The following is a 22237-nucleotide window of genomic DNA, read 5'->3' as shown; positions in this document are numbered from 1 at the left end:
CCGGGCAGCCGCGCAGGACTTATTTTTTTAATAGCTCTGCTGGTGCGGTAGGACGATGACCAACAAATCCTGCACAAGCAGTCGTTACGAACAATACAGCAGCCATTCCAAGTGCTGTTGCTAATACGCCTGCAAATCTTTTATTCATGAGTTTCACCTCCTTTGAAATGGATTAACGTAAGCGATACGATCATCCACGAAACAGCCAGCATTTCCGATTGAAAGAAAAAATTCGAAAGAACGAGTGCCATAGCAACAATTTTCATAATATTTAATGATCTATCAGAAATATTAGTATTGTTCTTAAAGCCCATCGGCGCGAATTTCCATATCAGAAGCACGCTAATGACGGTAAAAGCATAAATCAAGGGCAGGGCTAACGGAATAAAAGGAACAACAGCTACAACTGCAGCGGAAAGAATAACACAGAGTAACGGAGAGCTTACGTGATGACCTCCAGCCAATAGCCTCAGCGCAGCAGTCACAACTAGAGTGATGCAAGTTTCTTTAAACATACCAAGAATAAGCCCGACACTTAAGCTAAGTACTATAGTGCATATGTTCGTCATAATGGAGATTAGTGCATATTTCATAACATCTTCATTAACATGCTGACGGTCATTATTGCGGTAAACATAGCCACTTATGCGCTCGGAAAGCGATTCTATCATGATATCATCTCCTTCTTGAAAGCAAACTTCAGGATAAGCAATATAGAGATTACGCAAAGTAAACAGATGATACTAAGTGTGCTATACAAGAAGTTGAGATTAACAAACAAATAGACTCCACCAGTAATAAACAAGCAGGCTACAAGAGAGACCGCAAGCAATATAAGATTTAAGCCACTAAAATCTACTTTAATATCGGATCGATCCGGGACAAATGAAAAACCAATTCTTCTTTGCAGCAGCCAATATGCTATTCCCAATGTAACCGTTGATCCCGCGATCTGAATAAGCTTGGCATTTAGGAATGAAGAAACAATATCTTGCATATCTAAGCTCAATTGCAATACTAGCAATATAAAAGATTGGACAATGAGGTAGCTTAGATAACCTGTTACGGTCATCAACAAAGCATAGAAAGGATGTATACGGAAGAGTAGCCACAAGAAGATAATGAACCATAGCAACATGAACAAGGGAGTTATGCTGTCCTCGTTAAACACAAAACGGAGTAGATAGGAAGTCTGAGCCATTACAATTGCAGCTATAAAAGCATATTTCAAATTTCCAATCAAAGAGAAACGGAATGAAGCCAACATTATCGCGAACATAGCAATAACCTCATACATGTTTACCGAGATGTCCATCAGGAATTGGTACATGCTGTTCCCCCTGTAACTCTATATGTAGTCGCTTTCATTTTACACCTATTTTTACCATTTTGGAAGAATTTTAATAGATTTACTTATAAAATAGTCGAATGCTGTCTTTCTATCCTTTTACCGCAAGAAAAAGAAGAGTAATAAGCGTCTGCAGCTCAAAAAACGCCGACAGAAGTGCTCAAAAGCACATCTATCGGCGTTCTCTTCTTTAATTATGGTTCGGCTTAGTTGCCACCAGCACGGGATAAATCGCGCATGTTGGCTTCGAAAGCAGCAAGCAGCGCTTTTTCTCCACTAAGACCTTGCGCTTGAACTTTAGCAATCTGCTCCATCATCCGTTTGTAATCCTTAGGAATGATTTTCACAAATTTCTTTACCATGTTGTTCCAATCCGCTAGCACCAGACGTCCAAGATCACTATTCGTATATTGAACATGGTTTTGGATCAGTCCGTGAACTTCCGAAATCTCCGCTTCTTCCTCCAGACGCTCCAAACCAACCATCTCGAAGTTACAGCGATTAACGAATTCCCCATCCCAGTCGATGACGTAGGAAATACCTCCGGACATCCCTGCAGCGAAATTCCGCCCAGTTTTGCCTAATACTACAACGCGACCGCCAGTCATATATTCGCAGCCGTGATCGCCCACGCCTTCAACAACAACATTGGCACCACTATTACGAACTGCAAACCTTTCACCCGCTGCACCGCGAATATAGGCTTCGCCGCTTGTCGCTCCGTAAAGCGCCGTATTACCAATAATGACGTTATCCTCAGCCTTAAATGAAGATTTTACTGATGGATAGATAGCAATTTTACCACCTGACAGCCCTTTGCCCACATAGTCGTTAGAATCACCTTCAAGCGTTAAGGTCATTCCTTTAGGAATGAACGCTCCGAAGCTTTGTCCAGCGGTTCCGACAAAATGGAATTGTATCGTGTCTGCAGGCAAGCCATCCTTACCGTAACGGTTCGTCACCTCAGCACCGACAATCGTTCCGACAACACGATTTGTGTTCTTAATCGGAAACACAGCTTTTACCTGCTGCTTGCTTTCAAGAGCTGGGGCAGCCGCTTCAAGCAAGGATTGCATATCAAGCGATTCCTCGAGCAAATGATTCTGGCCTTTGGCATTATAACGGAACGAGCCTTCAGGCAGCTCTGGCATATGAAGCAGCGGAGTCAAATCGATTCCCTGCGTTTTGTAGTGACTGACCGCATTATTCGTGTCTAGACGATCAACGCGTCCGACCATCTCTTGCACAGTGCGGAAGCCAAGCTCTGCCATAATCTCACGGAGCTCCTGCGCCACGAACTTCATGAAGTTAACGGCATGATCTGGATCACCCATGAACTTCTTGCGAAGCTCAGGATTTTGCGTGGCAACGCCAACCGGACAAGTATCCAACTGACAAACCCGCATCATAATGCAGCCCAGAACAACAAGTGGAGCCGTTGAAAAGCCAAACTCCTCAGCACCGAGCAATGCCGCAATAGCAATGTCTCGTCCTGTCATCATTTTACCGTCGGTTTCCACGACTACACGATCACGCAAGTTGTTAAGAATGAGAGTCTGATGCGTCTCCGCAAGACCTAGCTCCCAAGGTAAACCCGCATGCCGGATCGAGCCTATTGGAGAAGCTCCTGTTCCGCCATCATATCCACTGACAAGGATAACATCGGCACGACCTTTGGCAACGCCGGCTGCAATCGTTCCGACACCAACCTCTGATACAAGCTTAACGTTAATACGCGCACGCGGATTAGCATTCTTCAGATCGTGAATAAGCTCAGCTAGATCCTCGATTGAGTAGATGTCGTGATGCGGAGGAGGTGAAATCAGACCAACACCTGGTGTCGTTCCCCTAACCTCAGCTACCCACGGATACACCTTGCGTCCCATCAGCTGGCCGCCTTCTCCAGGCTTAGCTCCCTGTGCCATCTTGATCTGTATCTCTTCTGCGTTAGAGAGATAATAGCTAGTTACGCCGAAGCGTCCAGAAGCTACTTGCTTGATCGCGCTGCGACGAGAATCCCCATTCGCATCTGGAATATATCTTGCAGAATCCTCTCCGCCTTCACCGGAATTGGACTTCCCTCCAATTCGATTCATTGCGATAGCCAATGATTCATGCGCTTCTTTGCTAATTGAGCCGAATGACATCGCACCGGTTTTGAACCTTTTGAAAATTTCCTCAATTGGCTCTACTTCTTCAATCGGCACAGACGGCTGTTTCGAGTTAAATTTCAGTAAGGAACGCAACGTGCGTACTTGTTCATATTCACCTTGAACGAGAGCAGAATATTTCTTGTACGTATTGTAATTGCCAGTACGAGTGGCCATCTGCAGTGTATGAATAGTCTGCGGATTAAAGAGATGGTCTTCCCCGTCTTTACGCCACTGGTAATCGCCACCGGAATCAAGCTCAGGGCTAGCACCTTCCTGCGTGGAAAATGCCCGAAGATGAGCGACAAGAGTTTCCTGTGTAATAACGTCAAAGCCCACACCCTCGATGCGAGATGCTGTTCCTGTAAAGTATTGATCAATGACTTCTGTATTCAAGCCGACGGCTTCAAAAATTTGAGCACCTCGATAAGATTGAATAGTGGAAATCCCCATCTTGGACAACACCTTAACGACGCCTTTGGTAGCTGCTTTAATAAAATTCTTAACAGCTTTCTCGTGGGAAATATTTCGCATCATGCCTTCGCGAATAAGATCATCAAGTGTCTCGAAAGCCAAGTACGGATTAACCGCGCTTACGCCATAACCTAGTAGCAGAGCGAAATGATGAACTTCCCGTGGCTCTCCAGATTCGAGCAGAATGCTTACCTTTGTCCGAGTGCCTTGACGAATTAAGTGATGATGAAGCGTCGACACAGCCAGCAAGGAAGGAATAGCCGCATTCTCAGCATCTGTTCCTTTGTCAGACAGAATGAGAATATTATGGCCTTTAGAAATTAAGCGATCAGCAGCTGTGCATAGTAGCTGAAGAGCTTCACGCAAGCCAGCTTCTCCGTCCTTGGCCTGGAAGAAGATCGGCAGAGTAATGGATTTGAAGCCGGGACGGTGAACATGTCGCAGCTTCGCGAATTCCTCGTTCGATAGAATAGGCGTATAGAGACGGATATGGCGGCAGCTTTCTGGCTCAGGATCGAGCAAATTACGCTCAGGTCCGACTGTTGTATAAGTTGAAGTAACAATTTCCTCACGAATGGCATCAATCGGTGGATTCGTTACTTGTGCGAATAATTGTTTGAAATAGTTGAACAATCGTTGCGGCTTCTCAGAAAGCACAGCTAGAGGGGAGTCATACCCCATAGATGCTAATGGCTCAACACCGGTTAACGCCATTGGCTCCATAACTTTGCGAATATCCTCGAATGTATAGCCGAAAGCCTGCTGACGCTGTTGAACCGTATCGTGATCCGGTTCAGGTAGCTCTGCTGCATCAGGAAGATCTTCCAAATCGATCAAATGATCATCTAACCACTCGCGGTAAGGATGCTCGGTTACGATTGAACGCTTTACTTCTTCATCAGAGATGATGCGACCTTCCTTCGTATCTACTAACAAAATACGACCTGGACGCAGACGATCCTTCAAAACGATATCCTCTTCAGGAATATCCACAACACCTGCTTCGGATGCGAGGACAATTAGATCGTCCTTCGTTACATAGTAACGAGCTGGTCGCAAGCCGTTACGGTCGAGGATAGCACCGATTTGCACACCATCCGTGAACCCTACTGCTGCTGGTCCATCCCAAGGCTCCATCAAACAAGCATGGTATTCGTAGAAGGCTCTTTTCTCCTCATCCATATGCTCATCATTTTGCCACGGCTCCGGAACCATCATCATTGCCGCATGGGCCATGGAGCGTCCAGACAAATACATGAACTCAAAAGTATTATCAAACATAGCCGTGTCGGAACCATCCGGAGCGATTACTGGTTTAACTTTATTAATGTCATCTCCGAACAGCTCTGAATTAAACAGAGTTTGACGTGCACGCATCCAGTTCACATTGCCCTGCAGGGTGTTGATCTCACCATTGTGAATCAAGTAGTTAAACGGATGGGCTCTTTCCCAGCTTGGGAATGTATTCGTGCTAAACCGCGAGTGAACAAGCGCCATAGCCGTTTCCAGCTCTGGATTGTGTAGCTCCTCGTAGAAATGCCCCACCTGCTCGGTCGTCAGCATTCCCTTGTATACAATTTTTTTGCTCGAGAAGCTCGGAAAATAGAACATGTCCGCGCCTTCGATACCAGAATACCGAATCGCTTGCTCGGCACGCTTGCGGATGACGTAAAGCTTGCGCTCGAATGCCATATCGCTGGTCAATTCTTCAGAGCGTGCAATAAACGCTTGACGAACGAACGGCTTCACCTTCTTAGAGGATTCGCCCAATGTATCGTCATTCGTCGGAACCGTACGCCAGCCCAGAAGTGTTTGGCCTTCTTCTACAATAATAGCCTCAAATATTTCCTCATGGTTGCGACGCGCTGCTTCTTCTTGCGGAAGGAACACCATACCTACAGCATATAAGCCTTCATCAGGTAGGGAAAAGCCAAGCTTAATCGCCTCTTTCTGAAAGAAACGATGTGGAATTTGCAGCAGTATTCCTGCTCCATCCCCCGTGTTAGGCTCGCTGCCTTGCCCGCCGCGATGCTCCATGTTAAACAGTAGCGTTAATGCCTGCTCAACGATTTCATGGGATTTCTGCCCTTTAATATGCGCGACGAAACCCATCCCGCATGCATCCTTCTCGAAACGTGGGTCGTACATCCCCTGTTTGACAGGTAGACCTTTGCGCATCTCTATCATATATATCAACCTTTCTACAAGCAGTGTTTGAGAAATTTAAGCAATGACAGCTTCAAATCCCGACCCAAATGACCTAGAATAAACATATAGGAGGGATGCTTCGGGAAATGCTGGGGATTCGGAGGTTGATGTAGCTAGTCGTAATAATTCATAAATATTCATTTTCTTATTATATTATTTTAACATCACCGCGAGTTGAATGGCAATTTAATATTTTTATGAAGCCGATAAGCTATTCTCAGGACAACAATTAATTGAAGAAATCATTTAAGGAGGAATCATTCACTATGCAATTGAATTTACGCAAACCGTTAACCGTAATTCTCTCCGCAATCATGGTATTAACGACTATCGCTTCCTTAGCTTCAGCTGCACCCAAAGAGACAGAAACCAAGGATGTTTACCGTATTGTAGCGCTTGGAGATTCGGTCAGTGTTGGTTATGAACCAGGCATGAAAACAGGCTCAATCCCCTATGGATATGTAGACCGATTATATGAACAAGCCTTATTCCACGGTCGTTCTGAGCTTGCAAGCTATGCTGTAATGGGATTAACAGCACCAGGTCTCAGTACCCTGCTAAAGGGGGCCGCTGACGCCAAAAAACTCACTTCAGCCGACCTTTTGGGAGAAACCACATTACCTGCAGAAGTTCTTCAACAAGCAGATAGCATTGGGGCGAAAACACCAGAGCTTGCTGCCGATCTTGCTCAAGCTAACTTAGTCGTATTGACCATCGGAGGGAATGATTTTAGTCCGATTATCAAGGCGATTAAAGACCTAACAGGTGATACAGCAAAGCAAACAATAGAGAATAATTTTAATATTACAATGAATAATTATGCAGAAAGTATGGATAAAGTGATCAAAGGTTTGCACTTACTTGCACCTAATGCTCAGATTGTACTCGCGGATCAGTATCTTCCATTGTGGGAACCGCTTCCGTATTACTCCGAGCTATCTAACGCTGTAATCACACTTGCCAACAGGTTAGACACGCTTGCGGAAGACCTTAACAAACAAGATATTCCTTTAAAGATCGCACATGTCTCTCCCAAGTTCGTGAAAAACGAGAAAAAGTTCACTCACTTTAATGTCGTTGAAGAATTTGATACGCACCCTAGCCAAGCTGGATATGAATCCATTGCTCAGACCTTCGCTGAAGTGATATGGAAGCAGTACCTTAAGCCGGCACCAAGAGCTTCTGGCGTTCCTATTTCCATTATTATTAACGGCAAAGAGCCTCCGAATAAGCCAACTATGATTAACAATACAACCTTCCTAGCCTTAACAGACGTTGCGGATGCAGTTGGAGCCGAAGTGAAATGGACGCAGAAAACGAAAACTGCGGTATTCTCGAAAAACGGTCGGGTAGTTTCCATTACGGTTGGTGCCAAAACAATAACGATTAATGGTGTAAGCCAGCCAATATCGACCCCAGCTTACTTTCAGACGGTAGGGAAAAACCTGAAAACTTATGTACCACTTGCAGTTATTAGCTCTGGTTTGGATTATCAGGTTGTGTACCGTAAAAACTTACTCGCTGCCTTTATTAATTCGTAACCTTCATAATAACTAGCATACCCATTCAACACGTAAAAAGAGCCCCCTCGTTGTTCCAAGGGGGCTCTTTTTACGTGAATTTATGATCTTATACTTTAATATCGATGTTGCTGCCTAAATGAGGCTGAACGCTTTGTTGAAGCAGTTGAGCGATCTGTTGGCCTTGCTGTTCGTTAGAATCAAGGGTTTTAGCTAATACTGCAATACCCACCTGCTGCTTCAGAGAACCCGTTGCTGCTGATCCTACTGCACTAATACTACTCATGATCTCACCTCCCTCCTATTTAACAGAGACGCGAATCGATACGGACTTGCCACCGAAGGCTGCTTTAATCGTTGCGCTTCCTTTGCCTTTAACCGTTATTCTGCCATTCTCTACAACGGCTACAGAAGCTTTAGAGGTCGTCCAGACCGCTTGTACATTTACGTTGGCTGACTTGCCGTTCTCATACAACGAAGTCAATTCAATAACTACTTGATCGCCGATTGCAGACTGAATGGCATTATTAGATGCTGTAAGCTTAGTTAGCTTTGCTGTTATCACATAAGGGATTTCGAGTATTTTTCCTTGTATGGTAGCTGTTAGCTTGCCGCTTCCTTCAACAAGACCTTTAATTGAAGCTCCTTTAATGGTTACATGCTCAACATTCGAAGCAATCCAGTTAAGGCGCGAGCTTATATTTACCTTTTTACCACTCTTCGTATTACCGGTTACCTTAATGCTCTGAGATTTGTTTAAGGTTAAGCTGATTTTATTCGGCTCGATAACGAAGGAGGTAAACTCCTCTTCGACAGTCACTTTAACCTTAATCGTTTTATTCAAATAAGTTCCCGTTAATGTAGCATTTGCAGCTAGAAGTCCCTTAACCGACTTAGTCTTAACTAGCAAGTTCGGCGTCGATGACTTCCAAACAATTTTATCGGTAACTGGCGTTTCTTCGCCATCCTCATAGATGAGTTGAACGGTAGGAAGATCAACTTCTTTACCGATTACAACACTCAACGTGTCCGTCGAAGGAATCAGGGCTAGAATTTTGTTATGAACCTCTATTGTCATCGTATCTCTTACGATTGTTCCCGATACACTTTCCACTTCTGCTGTCAGAATAGCAGTACCTTTACTAACTGCTTTCCATTTGCCGTCTTCAATCGTTATGACCTTGAGATCACTTGAAGTCCACTTTACAAGCTTGCCGACATCCTCTTTACCGTCTGATACCGTTGTACCTGACACGCTTGGTAGGGCTGCAGTATCTTCTACGAATACTTCCAAAGAATCCTTTGAAATCTCGATTGATTTAATAGTAGGCAACACTGTAATTGAAATTTCCTTGGATAATCCCATGTAGGTAGCTATAATTTTGGCTGTGCCTACACCTCTCGGGGAAACAAACACTTTCCCTGGAGTAGTCGTTTTGTCAATGACAGCGTAGGCCTGATCCGTATCGGATATTTTCCACTCTGCTTTAGTTGTTACGGGCTCAGGCTTATCGCTTCCTTTCATAGCCGTTGCACCCAATTCAACTGACGATCCATATAGGGTGACATAAATCGGCTTATCAGGAGTTACCGTTAGAGCTTCGTATTCTGTTCTTACAATAACGGTAATAGTTTTCGAAACACCTAAACGACTAATTGTAATAGTTGCCGTGCCTTTACTTACAGCTGTCAGCTTGCCAGCATCGAGCTTACCAGCCTCGCCTATCTTGACGATTGCTGTATTACTGCTCGTCCAGACTTCCTTAGCGGATGCTGGCTCGGGAATTCCGTCTTTTAGGGTTGCTTTAGATTTCAATGTTATTTCTTTGTTGTCGTCAACAACTAGATGGATCGGTCCTTCAATGACCTTGTCATCACTACCGACAATATCGATGGATGAATATGGCGATGATACAGTAAGCACGATAGAATCAGATTTCCCTTTAGACTTCACAGTAATGGTAACTGTGCCTTCAGTCAGCAAGGTAACTGTGCCTTCGCTTACAGTAGCAATTGCTGCATTAGATGTCGTCCATTGTGGCTTAGAAGGAATTTCTGTGGCACCGCCCAATTTAGTTGCACTAACTGTAAACTTAAGATCTGTTCCAATATTCACGTCTTGCTTAGCAGGGGCATCTACTCCGGAGTCACCTGTCTTAAGCTTAACATCAGTATAATAATATTCAGCAGTGACATAGAAGTAAGCACTTTTATCCTTATATTTGGCTGTAATCGTAGCTGACGATATGGCTCCCGTTGCAGTTACAACACCTTTAACAACCTTTACCGCTGAAGAACTGGAAGACCATGTGGCATCTTCAGTTACGACCCTTGGAGTAGACTCTCCTGAAATGCTCGCATTTGCAGTCAGCAGAATCGTATTATCTTCTACATATAATTTGCCACTTGAATTATCAGAGCTTATATCCAAATTTGTTACGGTAATGTCTGCTGCAGATACGACTCCTCCGAACGTGCTGCCGATTAGAGCTAAGACAAGGAACACGGTGAGAATACGATTATAAATGTTGCTTGGGCGGGACGACGGGGACTTATGTTTCGCTGTTTTACTCCACATTTTCATTTTTAAGCGGATCCTCCATTGCTTTTATTCTTTTTGCATACTCTTTCTTTATAACGGCTTCAACTGTGGATTCCTGAAGATATAATTGGAAAATCTCATTATTCTCACATAAAAAAACTGCCCCTAGGTCTATTCGACTAAGAGACAGCAGCAATTTAGAGCAAGTAAACTTCAAAACAGGACTTATGGGGTAGCTTCACATTCCGTAATCCTTGCGCAGGGTTTCCAAATTGACCATGCAACGTTCAGACCAACGCTTTAGTCTATCGATTCTCTCCATCTCAATGCTAAGAGCTGTGCGCAATGACTCCCTATATTCGGGAATGGCTCCAGTATAGGGCTGTGCAGTTTGAGCTGGCACCCATACCTTCTCCGTGTAAGAGAGCGCCCTGCGCTCATGAAACATAACCGCATCTGGATCATGGGTGCTATGCAAATCGCCCTGGGTCGGATGCTGAAGGACCACTAACACCTTTACTAACACCCGCCGATCATCACGATCCATCACCTCTCCGACATAATCCCCTGTTTTATATGTAACTTTGACAAAATCCGTTGTTTCTTTAGCTTCACTCATCGTAATCTTTTCCTCCTATAACTGGTTTCTTATCATTGTACCACTTGTTCCAAGCCCCGCTTCAGCGTAAAATGGAAATAGGTAAAGTGGAGGATTATTTCTTATGCGTAAAAAACGAGTTCTGCTGCTTTCCGAAGGTTTTGGTACCGGACATACCCAGGCTGCTTATGCGTTAGCGGTTGGATTGCGACAGCTCTCCCCGCGGATTCAGACTCGTGTCATTGAGCTTGGCACCTTTCTAAATCCCATCATCGGTCCATTGATTTTGTCCGCCTACCGCAAAACTGTGAGCAAACAGCCAAAGTTAATCGGAAGATTCTACCGCAGCGGCTATCATAAATCATTAAACCGCATGACGCAATTTGCGCTGCACCGGTTATTCTACAATCAGGTTTCGGACGTTGTTCGTCAGTTAAAGCCTGATTCCATCGTCTGCACTCATCCAATTCCCAATGCCGTCGTTAGTCGGTTAAAAAGGCTGGGGCTGGACGTCCCTTTGTATACGCTTATAACGGATTACGATGCGCATGCTACTTGGACTAATCCAGAGGTTAATACTTATCTGGTGAGCACGCCTACAGTTCGGAACAAATTAATCGCTCGCGGCGTCCCACCCACTTCTATAGAAGTGACGGGTATTCCCGTTCATCCGAATTTCTGGCACCCTCATGACAGAGCAGAGATTCTTTCGCAATTTCAGCTAAGGGACATGCCCACTGTTCTCATTATGGGCGGCGGCTGGGGGCTTCTATACGGTGAAGAGCTTGTTGAATACATGACTGCCTATGCTGACCGCATTCAGCTCATACTCTGTATGGGAAACAATGAGAAGGAAAGAGAGAAGCTGCTCTCTGATCCGCGGTTTCAGCATCCGAATATTCATATTATTGGATATACGAAAGAGATAAGCAAGCTTATGGACGTCTCAGACCTTCTCGTCACGAAGCCCGGTGGAATGACCTGTACCGAAGGTATGGCTAAAGGTATTCCGATGTTATTCTATGAGCCTATTCCTGGTCAAGAAGAAGAAAATGCAGAATACTTCGTTACCCACGGCTTTGGCGAATTAATGAAAACGAACGATACCATCGATCGTTGGTTCCGTTTGATTCAAGAGCCTTATGCCGCTTACCAGCACCGAGATACATTGCTTGCTTTGCGCAATGCGGAATATCACCCAGCCAAGTGCTCTGAGGCTGTTCTCGCATTGATGGAGTAGCGGACAAGCGATTCTGAGGCTGTTCCTTTCATTGAGGAGTAGCAAACATAGCTTTAGAAGCCCTCTGCCGAGCGTGGCAGGGGGCTTATTTGATTGCTTTCTGGTTTGATAATGGCTAACTCAAACTGGTTCTGTCGAGCTTTGGGTGGCTGTAGCCGTTTAGTTGTGAATTAATTAGAAAAACCGCCTTCAAAGGCTGCTAGCCTGAAAGCGGTTTGGGACAACTTACTCTATTTACAGCGCACTGCCTCCGAACAAGAAACGATATTCCCAATGCTTATCAACGATACTATCCGTACGGACGCCACCTGAGGCAATCGAGTATGTATGAAGTACTTTTCCGTCTCCCAAGTAAATGCCTACGTGAGAAACTTTTTCTGAGAAGGGTTTTTTACCCGCATAGCTAGATGCGCTCGTTCCCTTATAATCCATGAAGAACATGAGGTCTCCACGTTTTAACGACTGCCAATTAGTCGTAACGGCGCTCTTGTCACGAACATAGACGCCTTGTTGGCTGGAGCTTGCAGGCAGTGTCACCTTCAAGGCATCCTTAAACGCTTGACGAACAAAAGCTGAACAATCGAACGTCTTCGTCGAATCACGATCCGACCCAAATTCATAAGGCGTGCCCAAATATTTGGTTCCAGCAGCGATTACCAGCTCCACCTTCTGGCTAACTGTCGGGGCTGGCGTCGGTGTCGGCTTTGGTGTTGGTGTTGGTGTTGGTGTTGGTGTTGGTGTCGGTGTTGGTGTTGGTGTTGGTGTCGGTGTCGGTGTCGGTGTCGGTGTCGGCTTTGGCGTCGGTGTCGGTGTTGGCTTTGGTGTTGGAGTTGGATTAGTCTTGTAATTAACATATTTATTATTCCAAGAAATATAGCCAGTGACTCCCTTAACGTCTTTCACTTTAAGCCAGTAAGAATTCGATGCATCCAGTACAGAAACAGACTCCCCAGCTTTCAAGTATTTCAGAACGTCATCCGAAGTACTTGGTCCTTTACGTAGGCTTACAGTAGATACAATACCCGTGCTTTCCGACTGAGCAGCCGAAACGAACATTGGAACAGAAACGAGCAACAGCAACGATGCAATTAGAAGTAACATTCCTTTTCTCAACTGTCTTGCCCTCCCATAAATCCCACGATAGGAGCAGGTTTCCGCCCCTCCTTGTCCATTATATTTCCTTGGGATTGATCTTCCATGGGTCTCCAAACTCAGACCTAATTCCCACTCTGGGAAATGAGTTCCATCCTGCTATAGGCAATTAGTATGGGAAGCACCACCTATCAAGGGGGATACAGGTAGTAAAAGATAGGTGCAGGGTTTATTTACCACACCCTTTAGTCGAACTTTCCTCTTAATTACTGCAACATAAACCATCTCGGGCTAGAATTAGTCGGTCTCCCCTCTCAATTACTCCAGCATACCTCGCCACGGGCTAGAATTAGTCGGTCTCCCCTCTCAATTACTCCAGCATACCTCGCCACGGACTGGAATTAGTCGGTCTCTCCTCTTAATTGCTCCAGCATACCTCACCACGGACATGACTTAGTCGGCCTCTCCTCTTAATTGCTCCAACATACCTCGCACGGACATGACTTAGTCGGCAAGACAATAAACTACGATGATATTCACCGTAGTTCGAGCATTGGTGTGTGGAGGGCTGGACAAATACGATGCTTTTCATCGCTTTTGCCGTGTAAACTACCTAGGTGTCTGCTGCAATTGTGAAACTACGATGTTTTGAACCGTACTCCGGACTTGGAGAGGGGCGTAGAGCAAGAATAACTATGATTTTCACAGTTATTGCACCTCAGCAGATAAACAAGCGGATAAAACACACTACCTGAGCCAAATGCATATATCCCCCTATAGTGGCAGTTTTGTTTCTATCCTCCACATGCACAAAAAAAACCGCGATATGCGGTTAGATACAGCATGAAACAACCTGAAAAACAGCGTAGATATGGCTTAGATATGTGGCTTGGATTGCAGCTTGGATTGTGGCTTGGATTGTAGCTTGGATTGTAGCTTGGATGGCATGGAGATCTGGCTAGGATGTGACTCGGATCTGTGGCTTAGTTATGTGAAGGGGCCCATATAACTAACTCTCGAAGCACCTTATTTCACCAACGAATCGTCCGGCTCCACATGGACATGGACATTTAAGATCTCATGCTTTTTTCTCATACGCTGTTCGATGGTATTGCATATCTCATGCCCCTCCACCAAAGTGAGAGTAGGGTTAACGACAATGACGACATCAACTAACACTGTGCTTCCGTGGATTCGCGCCCTGATGTCTTTGATGTCTTTAACACCCTCTGTCCGCTCAACCGTCGTCCTTAAGCTCATCAGCTGCTGAACATCGAACCCGTCAGTTAGCGTTTGCGTTGCCGTCATGAAAATCGTCCATGCCGTCTTTAAAATTATGCAACCGACCACGATAGCCGCAACACCGTCAAGCCAAGGCAATCCTAGACGAGAACCGAAGATGCCAATAGCTGCGCCTATACTTACAAGTGCATCTGATCGATTGTCTTGTGCTGCTGCCAGTAATGCTTGGTTGTGGATACGTCGAGCAAGTCTAATATTGTAAACATAAACCGCAAACATAGCTACCGCTGCGAATAATGCAACCCACGCTGCATTTAAGTCTGGGGACACAAATTCCCCTTTCCATAAATTACGAACAGCAACGATCAGCACCTGTAGACCGACTGCCCCCATGATGAAAGAAGCCAATAATGCCGCAATTGTCTCAGCCCTCAAATGTCCGTAGGGATGGTTCTTATCCGGTGGCTTTCGTGATATGCGAAGACCGATGAGTACGGCCGCGGACGCCACAATATCCGTCACGTTGTTAATGCCATCTGCCGTTAGCGCCGCAGAAGCAAAAATCCATCCGGCAACTAATTTTATTGATGAGAGCACTAGATAAGAGGCTATGCTGATCCACGCGCCTCTTTCTCCCTTTTTTATATCGCCGTATATGTCCACTTGATCTCCCCCACCCCGACCGTACTCAGATTACAGCTTCATTATGGCCATCACAATAGTGTATCCGTCCCCTCATGCTTCGAAACACTGTATCACTAAATATTATTCGAACGATTAGAGGTAGAAGGCGGTCCCTTGGTAATCGAAAGAATGTTTATGTCGGAGGTTATTCAGAATAATAACTATAAAAAAGACGCCTACCGACAATCGGCAAGCGTCTTATCATTATTATCTATCTTCTTCAGGAATTAAACGAGCGCGTAGCTCCTGTACTTCTGGATGCTCCAAGTACTCATCAAAGGTCATCATGCGATCAATAACTCCATTTGGAGTAATCTCAATGATCCGGTTGGCGATCGTCTGCATGAACTGATGGTCATGAGAAGTAAAGATGATCGGACCATCAAAATCGATCAAGCCATTATTCAGCGCCGTTATAGACTCCAAATCCAAATGGTTAGTCGGCTCGTCAAGCAGAAGCACATTACCGTTCGTCAGCATCATACGGGAAAGCATGCAGCGAACTTTTTCTCCCCCAGATAGAACAGAGCCCTTTTTCAAAGCCTCATCACCGGAAAAGAGCATGCGTCCCAGGAAGCCACGAATGAATGATTCGTCCGGATCCTTGGTATATTGACGAAGCCAATCAACTAGATTTAAGTTATCATTCTCGAAGTAAGAAGCATTTTCCTTAGGGAAGTAAGCTTTAACTGCTGTTACACCCCAGTTAACCGCTCCAGCCTCTGGTTCCTTTTCTCCAACGAGAATTTGGAAAAGTAATGTCTTAGCATGAGTGTAAGGACCAACAAGGGCGATTTTGTCACCTTTGTTTACGACAAAGTTAACGCCATTCAATAATTTCTCCCCATCAACGGAAGCAGTAAGGTTCTCAACCATGACAACCTGTTTGCCCACCTCACGTTCAGGCTTGAAGTTAATGAACGGATATTTACGGTTAGACGGACGAATATCATCAAGCGTAATTTTGTCCAAAGACTTCTTACGGCTTGTCGCTTGCTTAGCTTTCGATTTGTTCGCGGAGAAACGTTGAACGAACTCTTGCAACTCTTTAATCTTGTCTTCCTTTTTCTTATTCTGGTCACGCATGAGCTTAATAGCCAATTGGCTGGACTCATACCAGAAATCATAGTTACCGACATACATCTGAATTTTGCCAAAATCGATATCCGCAATGTGTGTACATACTTGGTTCAGGAAGTGACGGTCATGGGATACGACCACAACTGTACCTTGGTAACCCGCCAAGAAATTTTCCAGCCAGTTGATCGACACGAGGTCCAAATGGTTGGTAGGCTCATCGAGCAGCAAAATATTCGGATTACCGAACAACGCTTGCGCTAACAATACGCGAACCTTCTCATTACCATTCAACTCGGCCATTGTCTTGTCATGAAGCTCTGTTGTGATACCAAGACCGTTCAGCATACCTGCTGCTTCACTCTCAGCTTCCCAACCGTTCATCTCAGCAAATTCGGCTTCAAGCTCACCCGCCCGCATGCCGTCCTCATCAGAGAAATCTTCCTTCAAATAAATAGCGTCTTTTTCCTTCATCACCTTATACAGGCGATCATGCCCCATAATAACGGTTTCCAGTACATTGAATTCATCGTACTCGAAATGGTTTTGCTTGAGGACTGCAAGTCTCTCACCCGGTGTAATAAATACATCGCCTGAGCTTGACTCCACTTCTCCGGACAAGATTTTCAGAAACGTGGATTTACCCGCGCCATTAGCACCAATCAAGCCGTAACAGTTGCCTGGGGTGAATTTAATGTTAACATCTTCGAACAGGGGGCGTTTGCCAAAACGCAGGCTTATGCCAGATACGGTAATCATGGGTCTAATCCATCCTTTACTTTATGGGTTTTCTAAATTATGGCTTTCGAAACGCATCGTTTCACCGTGTTGCAATAGCAGCAGCTTCTCCTCTGAAATACCTAACTGGGCTCTAGCTGTCTCCAAGCGTTGCAAAGCCTCGGCAGGTGTATCGTCTGAAAGCTTAAATGCACCGTAATGCATAGGTACGAAATACTTGGCCTTGACGTCCAGGAAAGCCTGCAATGCTTCTTCTGGACTGACATGCTGTGATGCCATAAACCACTCAGGATCATAAGCACCAATAGGAAGCAAAGCTACATCAATATCAAACCTACGCCCAATTTCACTGAAGCCGCGAAAATAACCACTATCCCCCGCAAAATAAATCGTCGGACCGTGATCGATTTCCAGCACCCAGCCTCCCCAATGAGAAGTATTCATATCCCAAGGATTACGTCGAGTCCAATGCTGTGCAGGAACAAAGGTGAACTTCACTCCATGGAAACTAGTATCCTCCCACCAATGCAGCTCTTGTGATTGAAGGAAACCTTTCAGCATTAGCTTTTTCCGCAGACCAGCTGGTACGATCATTTTCTTGGGCCCTCTTAATTTGCGCAATGAAGAGACATGCAAGTGGTCGTAGTGGGCATGTGAAATAAGAACGACATCAACAGACGGCATGTCCGATAGCTCGATGCCAGGTGGGGCTAGTCTTTTCTGAAAAGCCATTCTCCGCGCCCATACGGGATCGGTTACAATGTTCAAGCCCGCCATCTGTATAAGAAACGTTGAGTGACCGATCCATGTAATGGATGGCTCGCTGCGGTTGTGCTGTAAAAATCGTAGATCTGGCGCCACGCTAGGAACGCACTCGCCGTATTCTTTGTTTCGCAGCTTACGAATCCGGTCCTCACGCCAACGGTTGAATTGAGCTTTGGATGCTTTACCAGCACCGATAGAGTCCAAGTTACCGAAGCGTCTTCTTATCATGAAATCCCTCCGATGATGTACTCATGTATACTATATCAGGAAACGCCGAAATGTACCAAGGACTTGAAGAAAAATTGGAACTGTCTTCGTCTCATTTGCGACTCTTTTTGGCAAATTGTGTTCAGTTGAGGTATTGTTGAGTAAAGAAGAAAGCGAGGGGTTTTGTATGAAACTGTTATCCATTGAACCAACCCCAAGTCCAAATACAATGAAGCTCAACGTGGATGTCCGGCTTGAGCCTGGAATTCAGTTGAATTACGGTGGCAAGGAGCAAACAGCCGTGGCACCACCGCTCATTGCAAGCTTGTTAGAGGTACCCGGGGTTAAATCGATTTTCCACACCTCTGATTTCCTAGCTCTCGATCGCAGGGGCAATGCAGACTGGGCAACTATTCTGGATGGAATTAGAGAAGTATTCGGAATAGCGGGTAGTGGCTCATTAACCGCTGGTGCTGTTGAAGCAACAGGGTTTGGCGAAGCTTATGTCCGTGTACAAATGTTTCGAGGTATTCCGATGCAGCTTCGCGTTCGGAGCGGCGGACAGGAGTTTCGCGCAGCAATGCCTGCCCGGTTCAACCAAGCTGTATCGGATGCGGCTGGTTCTACAATGATCCGCGAGCGTATGCTTGAGGATCTGGGCGTTCGATATGGCGAGCCTCAAGAGGTATTGGATGAGGTGCAGCGTGAGCTTGAAGCAGCTTATTCTGAAGCGCGGCTTCGCGATTTAGTTGAACAGGCAAAGGCAGCCGGACCGGAAGCTGCGCCACCTGCTCCTCCCGCTCCATTGACGGGAGAAGTGGTTATGCAGGCGCTGGATTCTCAGGATTGGCGCGAGCGTTACGCGGCATTGGAGCGGTTGAAGCCCCAGCCGGACGATTTGCCGGTACTGGAAAAAGCTTTAAGCGATAGCCAAATGTCAGTAAGACGGTTGGCCGTCGTCTATCTTGGCGATCTTCGCTCTCCTGAAGCGATGCCGCATCTATTCGTTGCGCTTAAGGATACTTCTGGATCCGTTCGACGGACGGCCGGGGATACGCTATCGGATATAGGAGATACAGCTGCTATTGGGCCGATGATCGAGGTGTTGACTGACTCGAACAAGCTCGTACGTTGGCGGGCTGCTCGGTTTCTTTATGAGGCTGGCGACGAGTCGGCTTTGGAGGCCCTGCGTAAAACAGCTTCCAGTGAGTCCGAATTCGAGGTGAAGCTGCAGGCCGAGATGGCGGTCGCCCGGATCGAGCGCGGCGAGGAAGCCGCAGGCTCCGTCTGGCAGCAGATGACCCGGATGCGGGAAGAGAGCCGCGACGAGGGTAAATAACGGACAGACATGGTTGCTGTGTGGGCTAATTAGTAGCCCTCAGTGCGTTACTGCGGGGAAAGTTGCTAAATCCTCGACTCTTAGTAGCCCTCAGTGCGTTATTGCGAGGAAAGTGGCTAAATCCTCGACTCTTAGTAGCCCTCAGTGCGTTATTGTGGGGAAAGTGGCTAAATTCGCGGGTCTTAGTAGCCCTCAGTGCGTTATTGCGGGGAAAGTGGCTAAATCCGCGACTCTTAGTAGCCCTCAGTGCGTTATTGCGGGGAAGCGCCTGAATTCGCGGGTCTTAGTAGCCCTCAGTGCGTTATTATGGGGAAAGTGGCTAAATTCGCGGGTCTTAGTAGCCCTCAGTGCGTTATTGTGCTGCAAGTGTCTGAATTCGCGGATCTTAGTAGCCCTCAGTGCGTTATTGCGGGGAAAGTGGCTAAATCCGCGGATCTTAGTAGCCCTCAGTGCGTTATTGTGGGGAAAGTGGCTAAATTCGCGGATCTTAGTAGCCCTCAGTACTCTATTTGGGTGGCACACTTACAATCCGAGTAACATCCCACCATCGCAGAAACGACCACAAGAATGATCATTTTTGTGGTCGTTTTTCCCATCCAAAATGATACCGCTTTCTCATTTGTAACAAAGACGTAATATAGCCTTCATCTTCTCTTCATGTTCAAAGGTTAAGATACATACATGACCCCCCTTTGAAATATAAAACTTGAGGCTTGCGGCCCGTTGCCGCAGGCCTCCCTTTTTTTTATTCAGCAAATTAGATCATTGATCGATGATTAAAAAAAGCAGCTGATCATTTAGATAGCCGCTTCCGTAACTTATTCAACTATCTTATTTCTTTCCCGATAAAGCATAGTAGTTCTCTTCATTATCTGCGAAGTTAAAGGACTCTGCTGGAGGGAAGCTCCATTTACTTAATTGACTCCAACAACTCGCCCAAACGATCCCATGTTTCGGTGATTCCTTGCAGCATCCCCATATCCATGACAGCTTTGAGGGCCTCTGCCGACGCATATTCAGAACGGTTTACCAATTTGGTTTTGCCGCCCAGATCAATAAATTCCATCTTGATTAGAGACCCTGGCAAGGATTCGTTTATATTTCCTTCAGCATCCGAGAAATAATTGTTATAAGTGATAGTCTCCGGCTCGACAATTTCCTTATAGATGCCTTTTGCCCATGATTCCATGCCATAAAAATGACCTTGATTCTGATCAACGCATTTCATGCAGTAATGCCACACGCCACCCGGACGAAAATCGATAGTACAAACCGGTATCTCCCAACCTTTCGGTCCCCACCAACGTTTAAGATGCTCAGGTTCCTTAAACATCTGGAATACGAGATCGCGCGGTGCATTAAACACGCGCTCCAGCACTAGAACTCGATCGTTCTCTACGTTCGAAATCATATAATTGTTTGACATCGTTATTACTCCCCCTAAATAATGACTTTATGGTTTTTCCTTGTTCTGCAGTTCACGCAAGTAATTGTCCAAGTTATCAAACCGATCTTCCATAATGTGCCCGAAGGACTGCAACCAGAACTCCATCGCTTGAAAGGGCTCAGACCGGAGTGCATAGATCCGACGGTTCGCATCTATTCGCACTTCTACAATCCCGCCTTCGCTAAGCACTTTCAAATGCTTCGACGCTTGTGGTTGGCGAATACCAAGTCGATCAGAGATTTCTCCTACGGCCAAAGGACCATCGCGCAACAGTTGAACGATATTCATACGATTGGTTTCAGCTAAAGCACTCAGCGTGGTTATGTCCATTCCGGATATTTTCATGACATGATCCTCACCTCTGACCTAATGGTTTCTTGTATAATCATCCCCTGCACTCAAGATAACTTCATCCTGCTGAATACAATATACCAATTAGGGAATATTCCCGTCAAGGAATATTTAGAATAAAACTCCGCATAAAAATGAAAAGGCTTGTAATTCAGCCCTGTTAAGGAGCCTAAAATGTCCTTCCGGGCTTTTTGTAATGAAACCGTAATATTACCTTCATCTTCTCTTCATCTATAGGGGTTACAATACATACATGACCCCCCTTTTCAATAATATATCTTGAGGCTTGCGGCCCGTTGCCGCAAGCCTACTTTTTTTGTAGCCCTGATTCGAAGAAGGAAGTGACTGCTGGCCAGAATGCCGGATCTCGCTCAGAAGCGCTATGTCCTTCGGCATTGACGAATAAGTGGGGCAAATTGGGGGCGCGAGACAGCATATGGGAAAGCTCTGTAGGCGGAATGAATCTGTCCTTACGTGAATGTATGAGTAATACTGGAGTTTGGCGGTCAGATGCGTTGTCCATTAATATTCTCGCAGGATTCGCCCGTTTCATCATTGAGCGCGGGATTCTGCTGCGCATTATCATCATCCAAGGTAGTAATTGAGCCAAGGGAAATTGTGGGAGCTTTTTTCGTCTAAGCTCGGAACCAATCATAGTCGCAAATTTTACGGGCATCGAGTCCGTTACTAGGGCCGCAATTGGAGCACCAACATCCAGTGCAAGCACTGCTCCAAAACCTCCTAATGAGTGGCCAAGCACACCAATTCGTGCCTGATCCGCCTCAGGACGTGTGCGAAGCCAATCCAATGCAGCTAATAAATCATCCCTGAACTGCAGACCTGTCGGCGTCTTGTAATATTCACTTTCACCATGACTTCGAGCATCATACATGAGAATTGAATAACCTTCTTTATATAGAGGAAGAGCATATCGTAGCACGCGTGAACGGTTTGAGCCCCAGCCGTGAGCAATGATAATAACGGGTCCCGGTGTTGAATGATCCGCAGCAGCTTGTCGTAAAAACCAGCCTTTGATTGTCTTGCCCTCGCTTTTCCACTCCACCGATTCATATTGCACGGATGGTTCAACCTCATTAGGAACAAGCCTAGGTCGTTGTGCCTTAACTGTTAAACCGTATAAAGCCGCACCAGCGCTTCCTGCTAACGCCCCTGCTCCACCAACCATCCACCCAATTATGGCAATGCTCATTCTTA

Annotated in this window: 17 protein-coding genes; 3 read left to right on the top strand and 14 right to left on the bottom strand. The window is 45.7% G+C overall.

Translation table 11 applies throughout. From position 1 onward, the window contains the following. Positions 1-19: 19 nt before the first annotated feature. From KCTCHS21_RS05730 to gltB, 4 genes are all read right to left on the bottom strand, one after another. The gene (locus KCTCHS21_RS05730; protein WP_130605781.1) at positions 20-148 is read right to left on the bottom strand and encodes an AgrD family cyclic lactone autoinducer peptide; all 129 of its coding nucleotides are present in this window, start codon (positions 146-148) and stop codon (positions 20-22) included. Continuing rightward, on the bottom strand, positions 141-671 hold the full coding sequence (locus KCTCHS21_RS05725; protein ID WP_130605779.1) for an accessory gene regulator ArgB-like protein: 531 nt from the start codon (positions 669-671) through the stop codon (positions 141-143). Before KCTCHS21_RS05725 ends, KCTCHS21_RS05730 begins: the two co-directional genes overlap by 8 nt. After that, positions 668-1330, bottom strand: a complete 663-nt coding sequence (locus KCTCHS21_RS05720; RefSeq protein WP_130605776.1) for a hypothetical protein — start codon at positions 1328-1330, stop codon at positions 668-670. The genes KCTCHS21_RS05725 and KCTCHS21_RS05720 overlap by 4 nt, the downstream gene beginning before the upstream one ends. Before the next feature lie 224 nt (positions 1331-1554). Continuing rightward, positions 1555-6159, bottom strand: a complete 4605-nt coding sequence (gltB, locus tag KCTCHS21_RS05715; protein ID WP_408621764.1) for a glutamate synthase large subunit — start codon at positions 6157-6159, stop codon at positions 1555-1557. Between the two features lie 287 nt (positions 6160-6446). Between gltB and KCTCHS21_RS05710 the strand changes: the two genes are divergently transcribed. Further along, complete coding sequence (locus tag KCTCHS21_RS05710; RefSeq protein ID WP_130605774.1) at positions 6447-7721, top strand: stalk domain-containing protein; 1275 nt, start codon at positions 6447-6449, stop codon at positions 7719-7721. Positions 7722-7809: 88 nt separating this feature from the next. Here the strand turns inward: KCTCHS21_RS05710 and KCTCHS21_RS05705 are convergent, their stop codons facing one another. The 3 genes from KCTCHS21_RS05705 to kapB form a co-directional block, all read right to left on the bottom strand. Beyond that, positions 7810-7986, bottom strand: coding sequence for a YjfB family protein (locus tag KCTCHS21_RS05705; RefSeq protein WP_130605772.1), 177 nt, complete (start codon positions 7984-7986; stop codon positions 7810-7812). Between the two features lie 15 nt (positions 7987-8001). Further along, positions 8002-10284, bottom strand: coding sequence for a hypothetical protein (locus KCTCHS21_RS05700; RefSeq protein WP_130605770.1), 2283 nt, complete (start codon positions 10282-10284; stop codon positions 8002-8004). 196 nt (positions 10285-10480) lie between these two features. Further along, on the bottom strand, positions 10481-10861 hold the full coding sequence (gene kapB / locus KCTCHS21_RS05695; RefSeq protein WP_130605768.1) for a sporulation phosphorelay system protein KapB: 381 nt from the start codon (positions 10859-10861) through the stop codon (positions 10481-10483). Between the two features lie 103 nt (positions 10862-10964). On the opposite strand from kapB, the gene KCTCHS21_RS05690 reads away from it, so the two are divergent. Then, a complete protein-coding gene (locus KCTCHS21_RS05690) occupies positions 10965-12080 on the top strand; it encodes an MGDG synthase family glycosyltransferase (protein ID WP_130605766.1) in 1116 nt (371 codons plus the stop codon). Between the two features lie 234 nt (positions 12081-12314). Here the strand turns inward: KCTCHS21_RS05690 and KCTCHS21_RS05685 are convergent, their stop codons facing one another. From KCTCHS21_RS05685 to KCTCHS21_RS05670, 4 genes are all read right to left on the bottom strand, one after another. Then, positions 12315-13193: a C40 family peptidase gene (locus tag KCTCHS21_RS05685; protein ID WP_232058097.1), complete on the bottom strand. Its 879-nt coding sequence runs from the start codon at positions 13191-13193 to the stop codon at positions 12315-12317. A gap of 1005 nt (positions 13194-14198) precedes the next feature. After that, complete coding sequence (locus tag KCTCHS21_RS05680) at positions 14199-15077, bottom strand: cation diffusion facilitator family transporter (protein WP_130605764.1); 879 nt, start codon at positions 15075-15077, stop codon at positions 14199-14201. A gap of 228 nt (positions 15078-15305) precedes the next feature. Next, positions 15306-16934: an ABC-F family ATP-binding cassette domain-containing protein gene (locus KCTCHS21_RS05675; protein ID WP_130605762.1), complete on the bottom strand. Its 1629-nt coding sequence runs from the start codon at positions 16932-16934 to the stop codon at positions 15306-15308. Between the two features lie 21 nt (positions 16935-16955). Then, positions 16956-17906 carry an MBL fold metallo-hydrolase gene (locus KCTCHS21_RS05670; protein ID WP_130605760.1) on the bottom strand — a complete coding sequence of 317 codons (951 nt, stop codon included), beginning with the start codon at positions 17904-17906 and terminating at the stop codon, positions 16956-16958. Positions 17907-18072: 166 nt separating this feature from the next. Here KCTCHS21_RS05670 and KCTCHS21_RS05665 point away from each other — a divergent pair, with 166 nt between their 5' ends. After that, positions 18073-19224 carry a virulence factor gene (locus KCTCHS21_RS05665; protein WP_130605758.1) on the top strand — a complete coding sequence of 384 codons (1152 nt, stop codon included), beginning with the start codon at positions 18073-18075 and terminating at the stop codon, positions 19222-19224. Positions 19225-20134: 910 nt separating this feature from the next. Here KCTCHS21_RS05665 and KCTCHS21_RS05660 read toward each other — a convergent pair. The 3 genes from KCTCHS21_RS05660 to KCTCHS21_RS05650 all read right to left on the bottom strand — a co-directional run bounded on the left by KCTCHS21_RS05660 (position 20135) and on the right by KCTCHS21_RS05650 (position 22232). Continuing rightward, positions 20135-20650, bottom strand: coding sequence for an SRPBCC domain-containing protein (locus KCTCHS21_RS05660; RefSeq protein ID WP_130605756.1), 516 nt, complete (start codon positions 20648-20650; stop codon positions 20135-20137). A gap of 27 nt (positions 20651-20677) precedes the next feature. After that, positions 20678-21016 carry an ArsR/SmtB family transcription factor gene (locus tag KCTCHS21_RS05655; protein WP_130605754.1) on the bottom strand — a complete coding sequence of 113 codons (339 nt, stop codon included), beginning with the start codon at positions 21014-21016 and terminating at the stop codon, positions 20678-20680. 313 nt (positions 21017-21329) lie between these two features. Further along, positions 21330-22232 carry an alpha/beta hydrolase gene (locus KCTCHS21_RS05650; protein WP_232058096.1) on the bottom strand — a complete coding sequence of 301 codons (903 nt, stop codon included), beginning with the start codon at positions 22230-22232 and terminating at the stop codon, positions 21330-21332. Positions 22233-22237: the final 5 nt, after the last annotated feature.

The sequence above is a fragment of the Cohnella abietis genome, from assembly GCF_004295585.1.
GTDB lineage: Bacteria > Bacillota > Bacilli > Paenibacillales > Paenibacillaceae > Cohnella > Cohnella abietis.
This window is presented reverse-complemented; position numbering and strand designations above follow the sequence as displayed.

What these genes read in the sequence shown, in the direction of transcription:
- KCTCHS21_RS05730 (WP_130605781.1), bottom strand. Translation starts at nt 148, where the DNA reads ATGAATAAAAGATTTGCAGGCGTATTAGCAACAGCACTTGGAATGGCT.
- KCTCHS21_RS05725 (WP_130605779.1), bottom strand. Translation starts at nt 671, where the DNA reads ATGATAGAATCGCTTTCCGAGCGCATAAGTGGCTATGTTTACCGCAAT.
- KCTCHS21_RS05720 (WP_130605776.1), bottom strand. Translation starts at nt 1,330, where the DNA reads ATGTACCAATTCCTGATGGACATCTCGGTAAACATGTATGAGGTTATT.
- gltB (WP_408621764.1), bottom strand. Translation starts at nt 6,159, where the DNA reads ATGATAGAGATGCGCAAAGGTCTACCTGTCAAACAGGGGATGTACGAC.
- KCTCHS21_RS05710 (WP_130605774.1), top strand. Translation starts at nt 6,447, where the DNA reads ATGCAATTGAATTTACGCAAACCGTTAACCGTAATTCTCTCCGCAATC.
- KCTCHS21_RS05705 (WP_130605772.1), bottom strand. Translation starts at nt 7,986, where the DNA reads ATGAGTAGTATTAGTGCAGTAGGATCAGCAGCAACGGGTTCTCTGAAG.
- KCTCHS21_RS05700 (WP_130605770.1), bottom strand. Translation starts at nt 10,284, where the DNA reads ATGAAAATGTGGAGTAAAACAGCGAAACATAAGTCCCCGTCGTCCCGC.
- kapB (WP_130605768.1), bottom strand. Translation starts at nt 10,861, where the DNA reads ATGAGTGAAGCTAAAGAAACAACGGATTTTGTCAAAGTTACATATAAA.
- KCTCHS21_RS05690 (WP_130605766.1), top strand. Translation starts at nt 10,965, where the DNA reads ATGCGTAAAAAACGAGTTCTGCTGCTTTCCGAAGGTTTTGGTACCGGA.
- KCTCHS21_RS05675 (WP_130605762.1), bottom strand. Translation starts at nt 16,934, where the DNA reads ATGATTACCGTATCTGGCATAAGCCTGCGTTTTGGCAAACGCCCCCTG.
- KCTCHS21_RS05670 (WP_130605760.1), bottom strand. Translation starts at nt 17,906, where the DNA reads ATGATAAGAAGACGCTTCGGTAACTTGGACTCTATCGGTGCTGGTAAA.
- KCTCHS21_RS05665 (WP_130605758.1), top strand. Translation starts at nt 18,073, where the DNA reads ATGAAACTGTTATCCATTGAACCAACCCCAAGTCCAAATACAATGAAG.
- KCTCHS21_RS05660 (WP_130605756.1), bottom strand. Translation starts at nt 20,650, where the DNA reads ATGTCAAACAATTATATGATTTCGAACGTAGAGAACGATCGAGTTCTA.
- KCTCHS21_RS05655 (WP_130605754.1), bottom strand. Translation starts at nt 21,016, where the DNA reads ATGAAAATATCCGGAATGGACATAACCACGCTGAGTGCTTTAGCTGAA.
- KCTCHS21_RS05650 (WP_232058096.1), bottom strand. Translation starts at nt 22,232, where the DNA reads ATGAGCATTGCCATAATTGGGTGGATGGTTGGTGGAGCAGGGGCGTTA.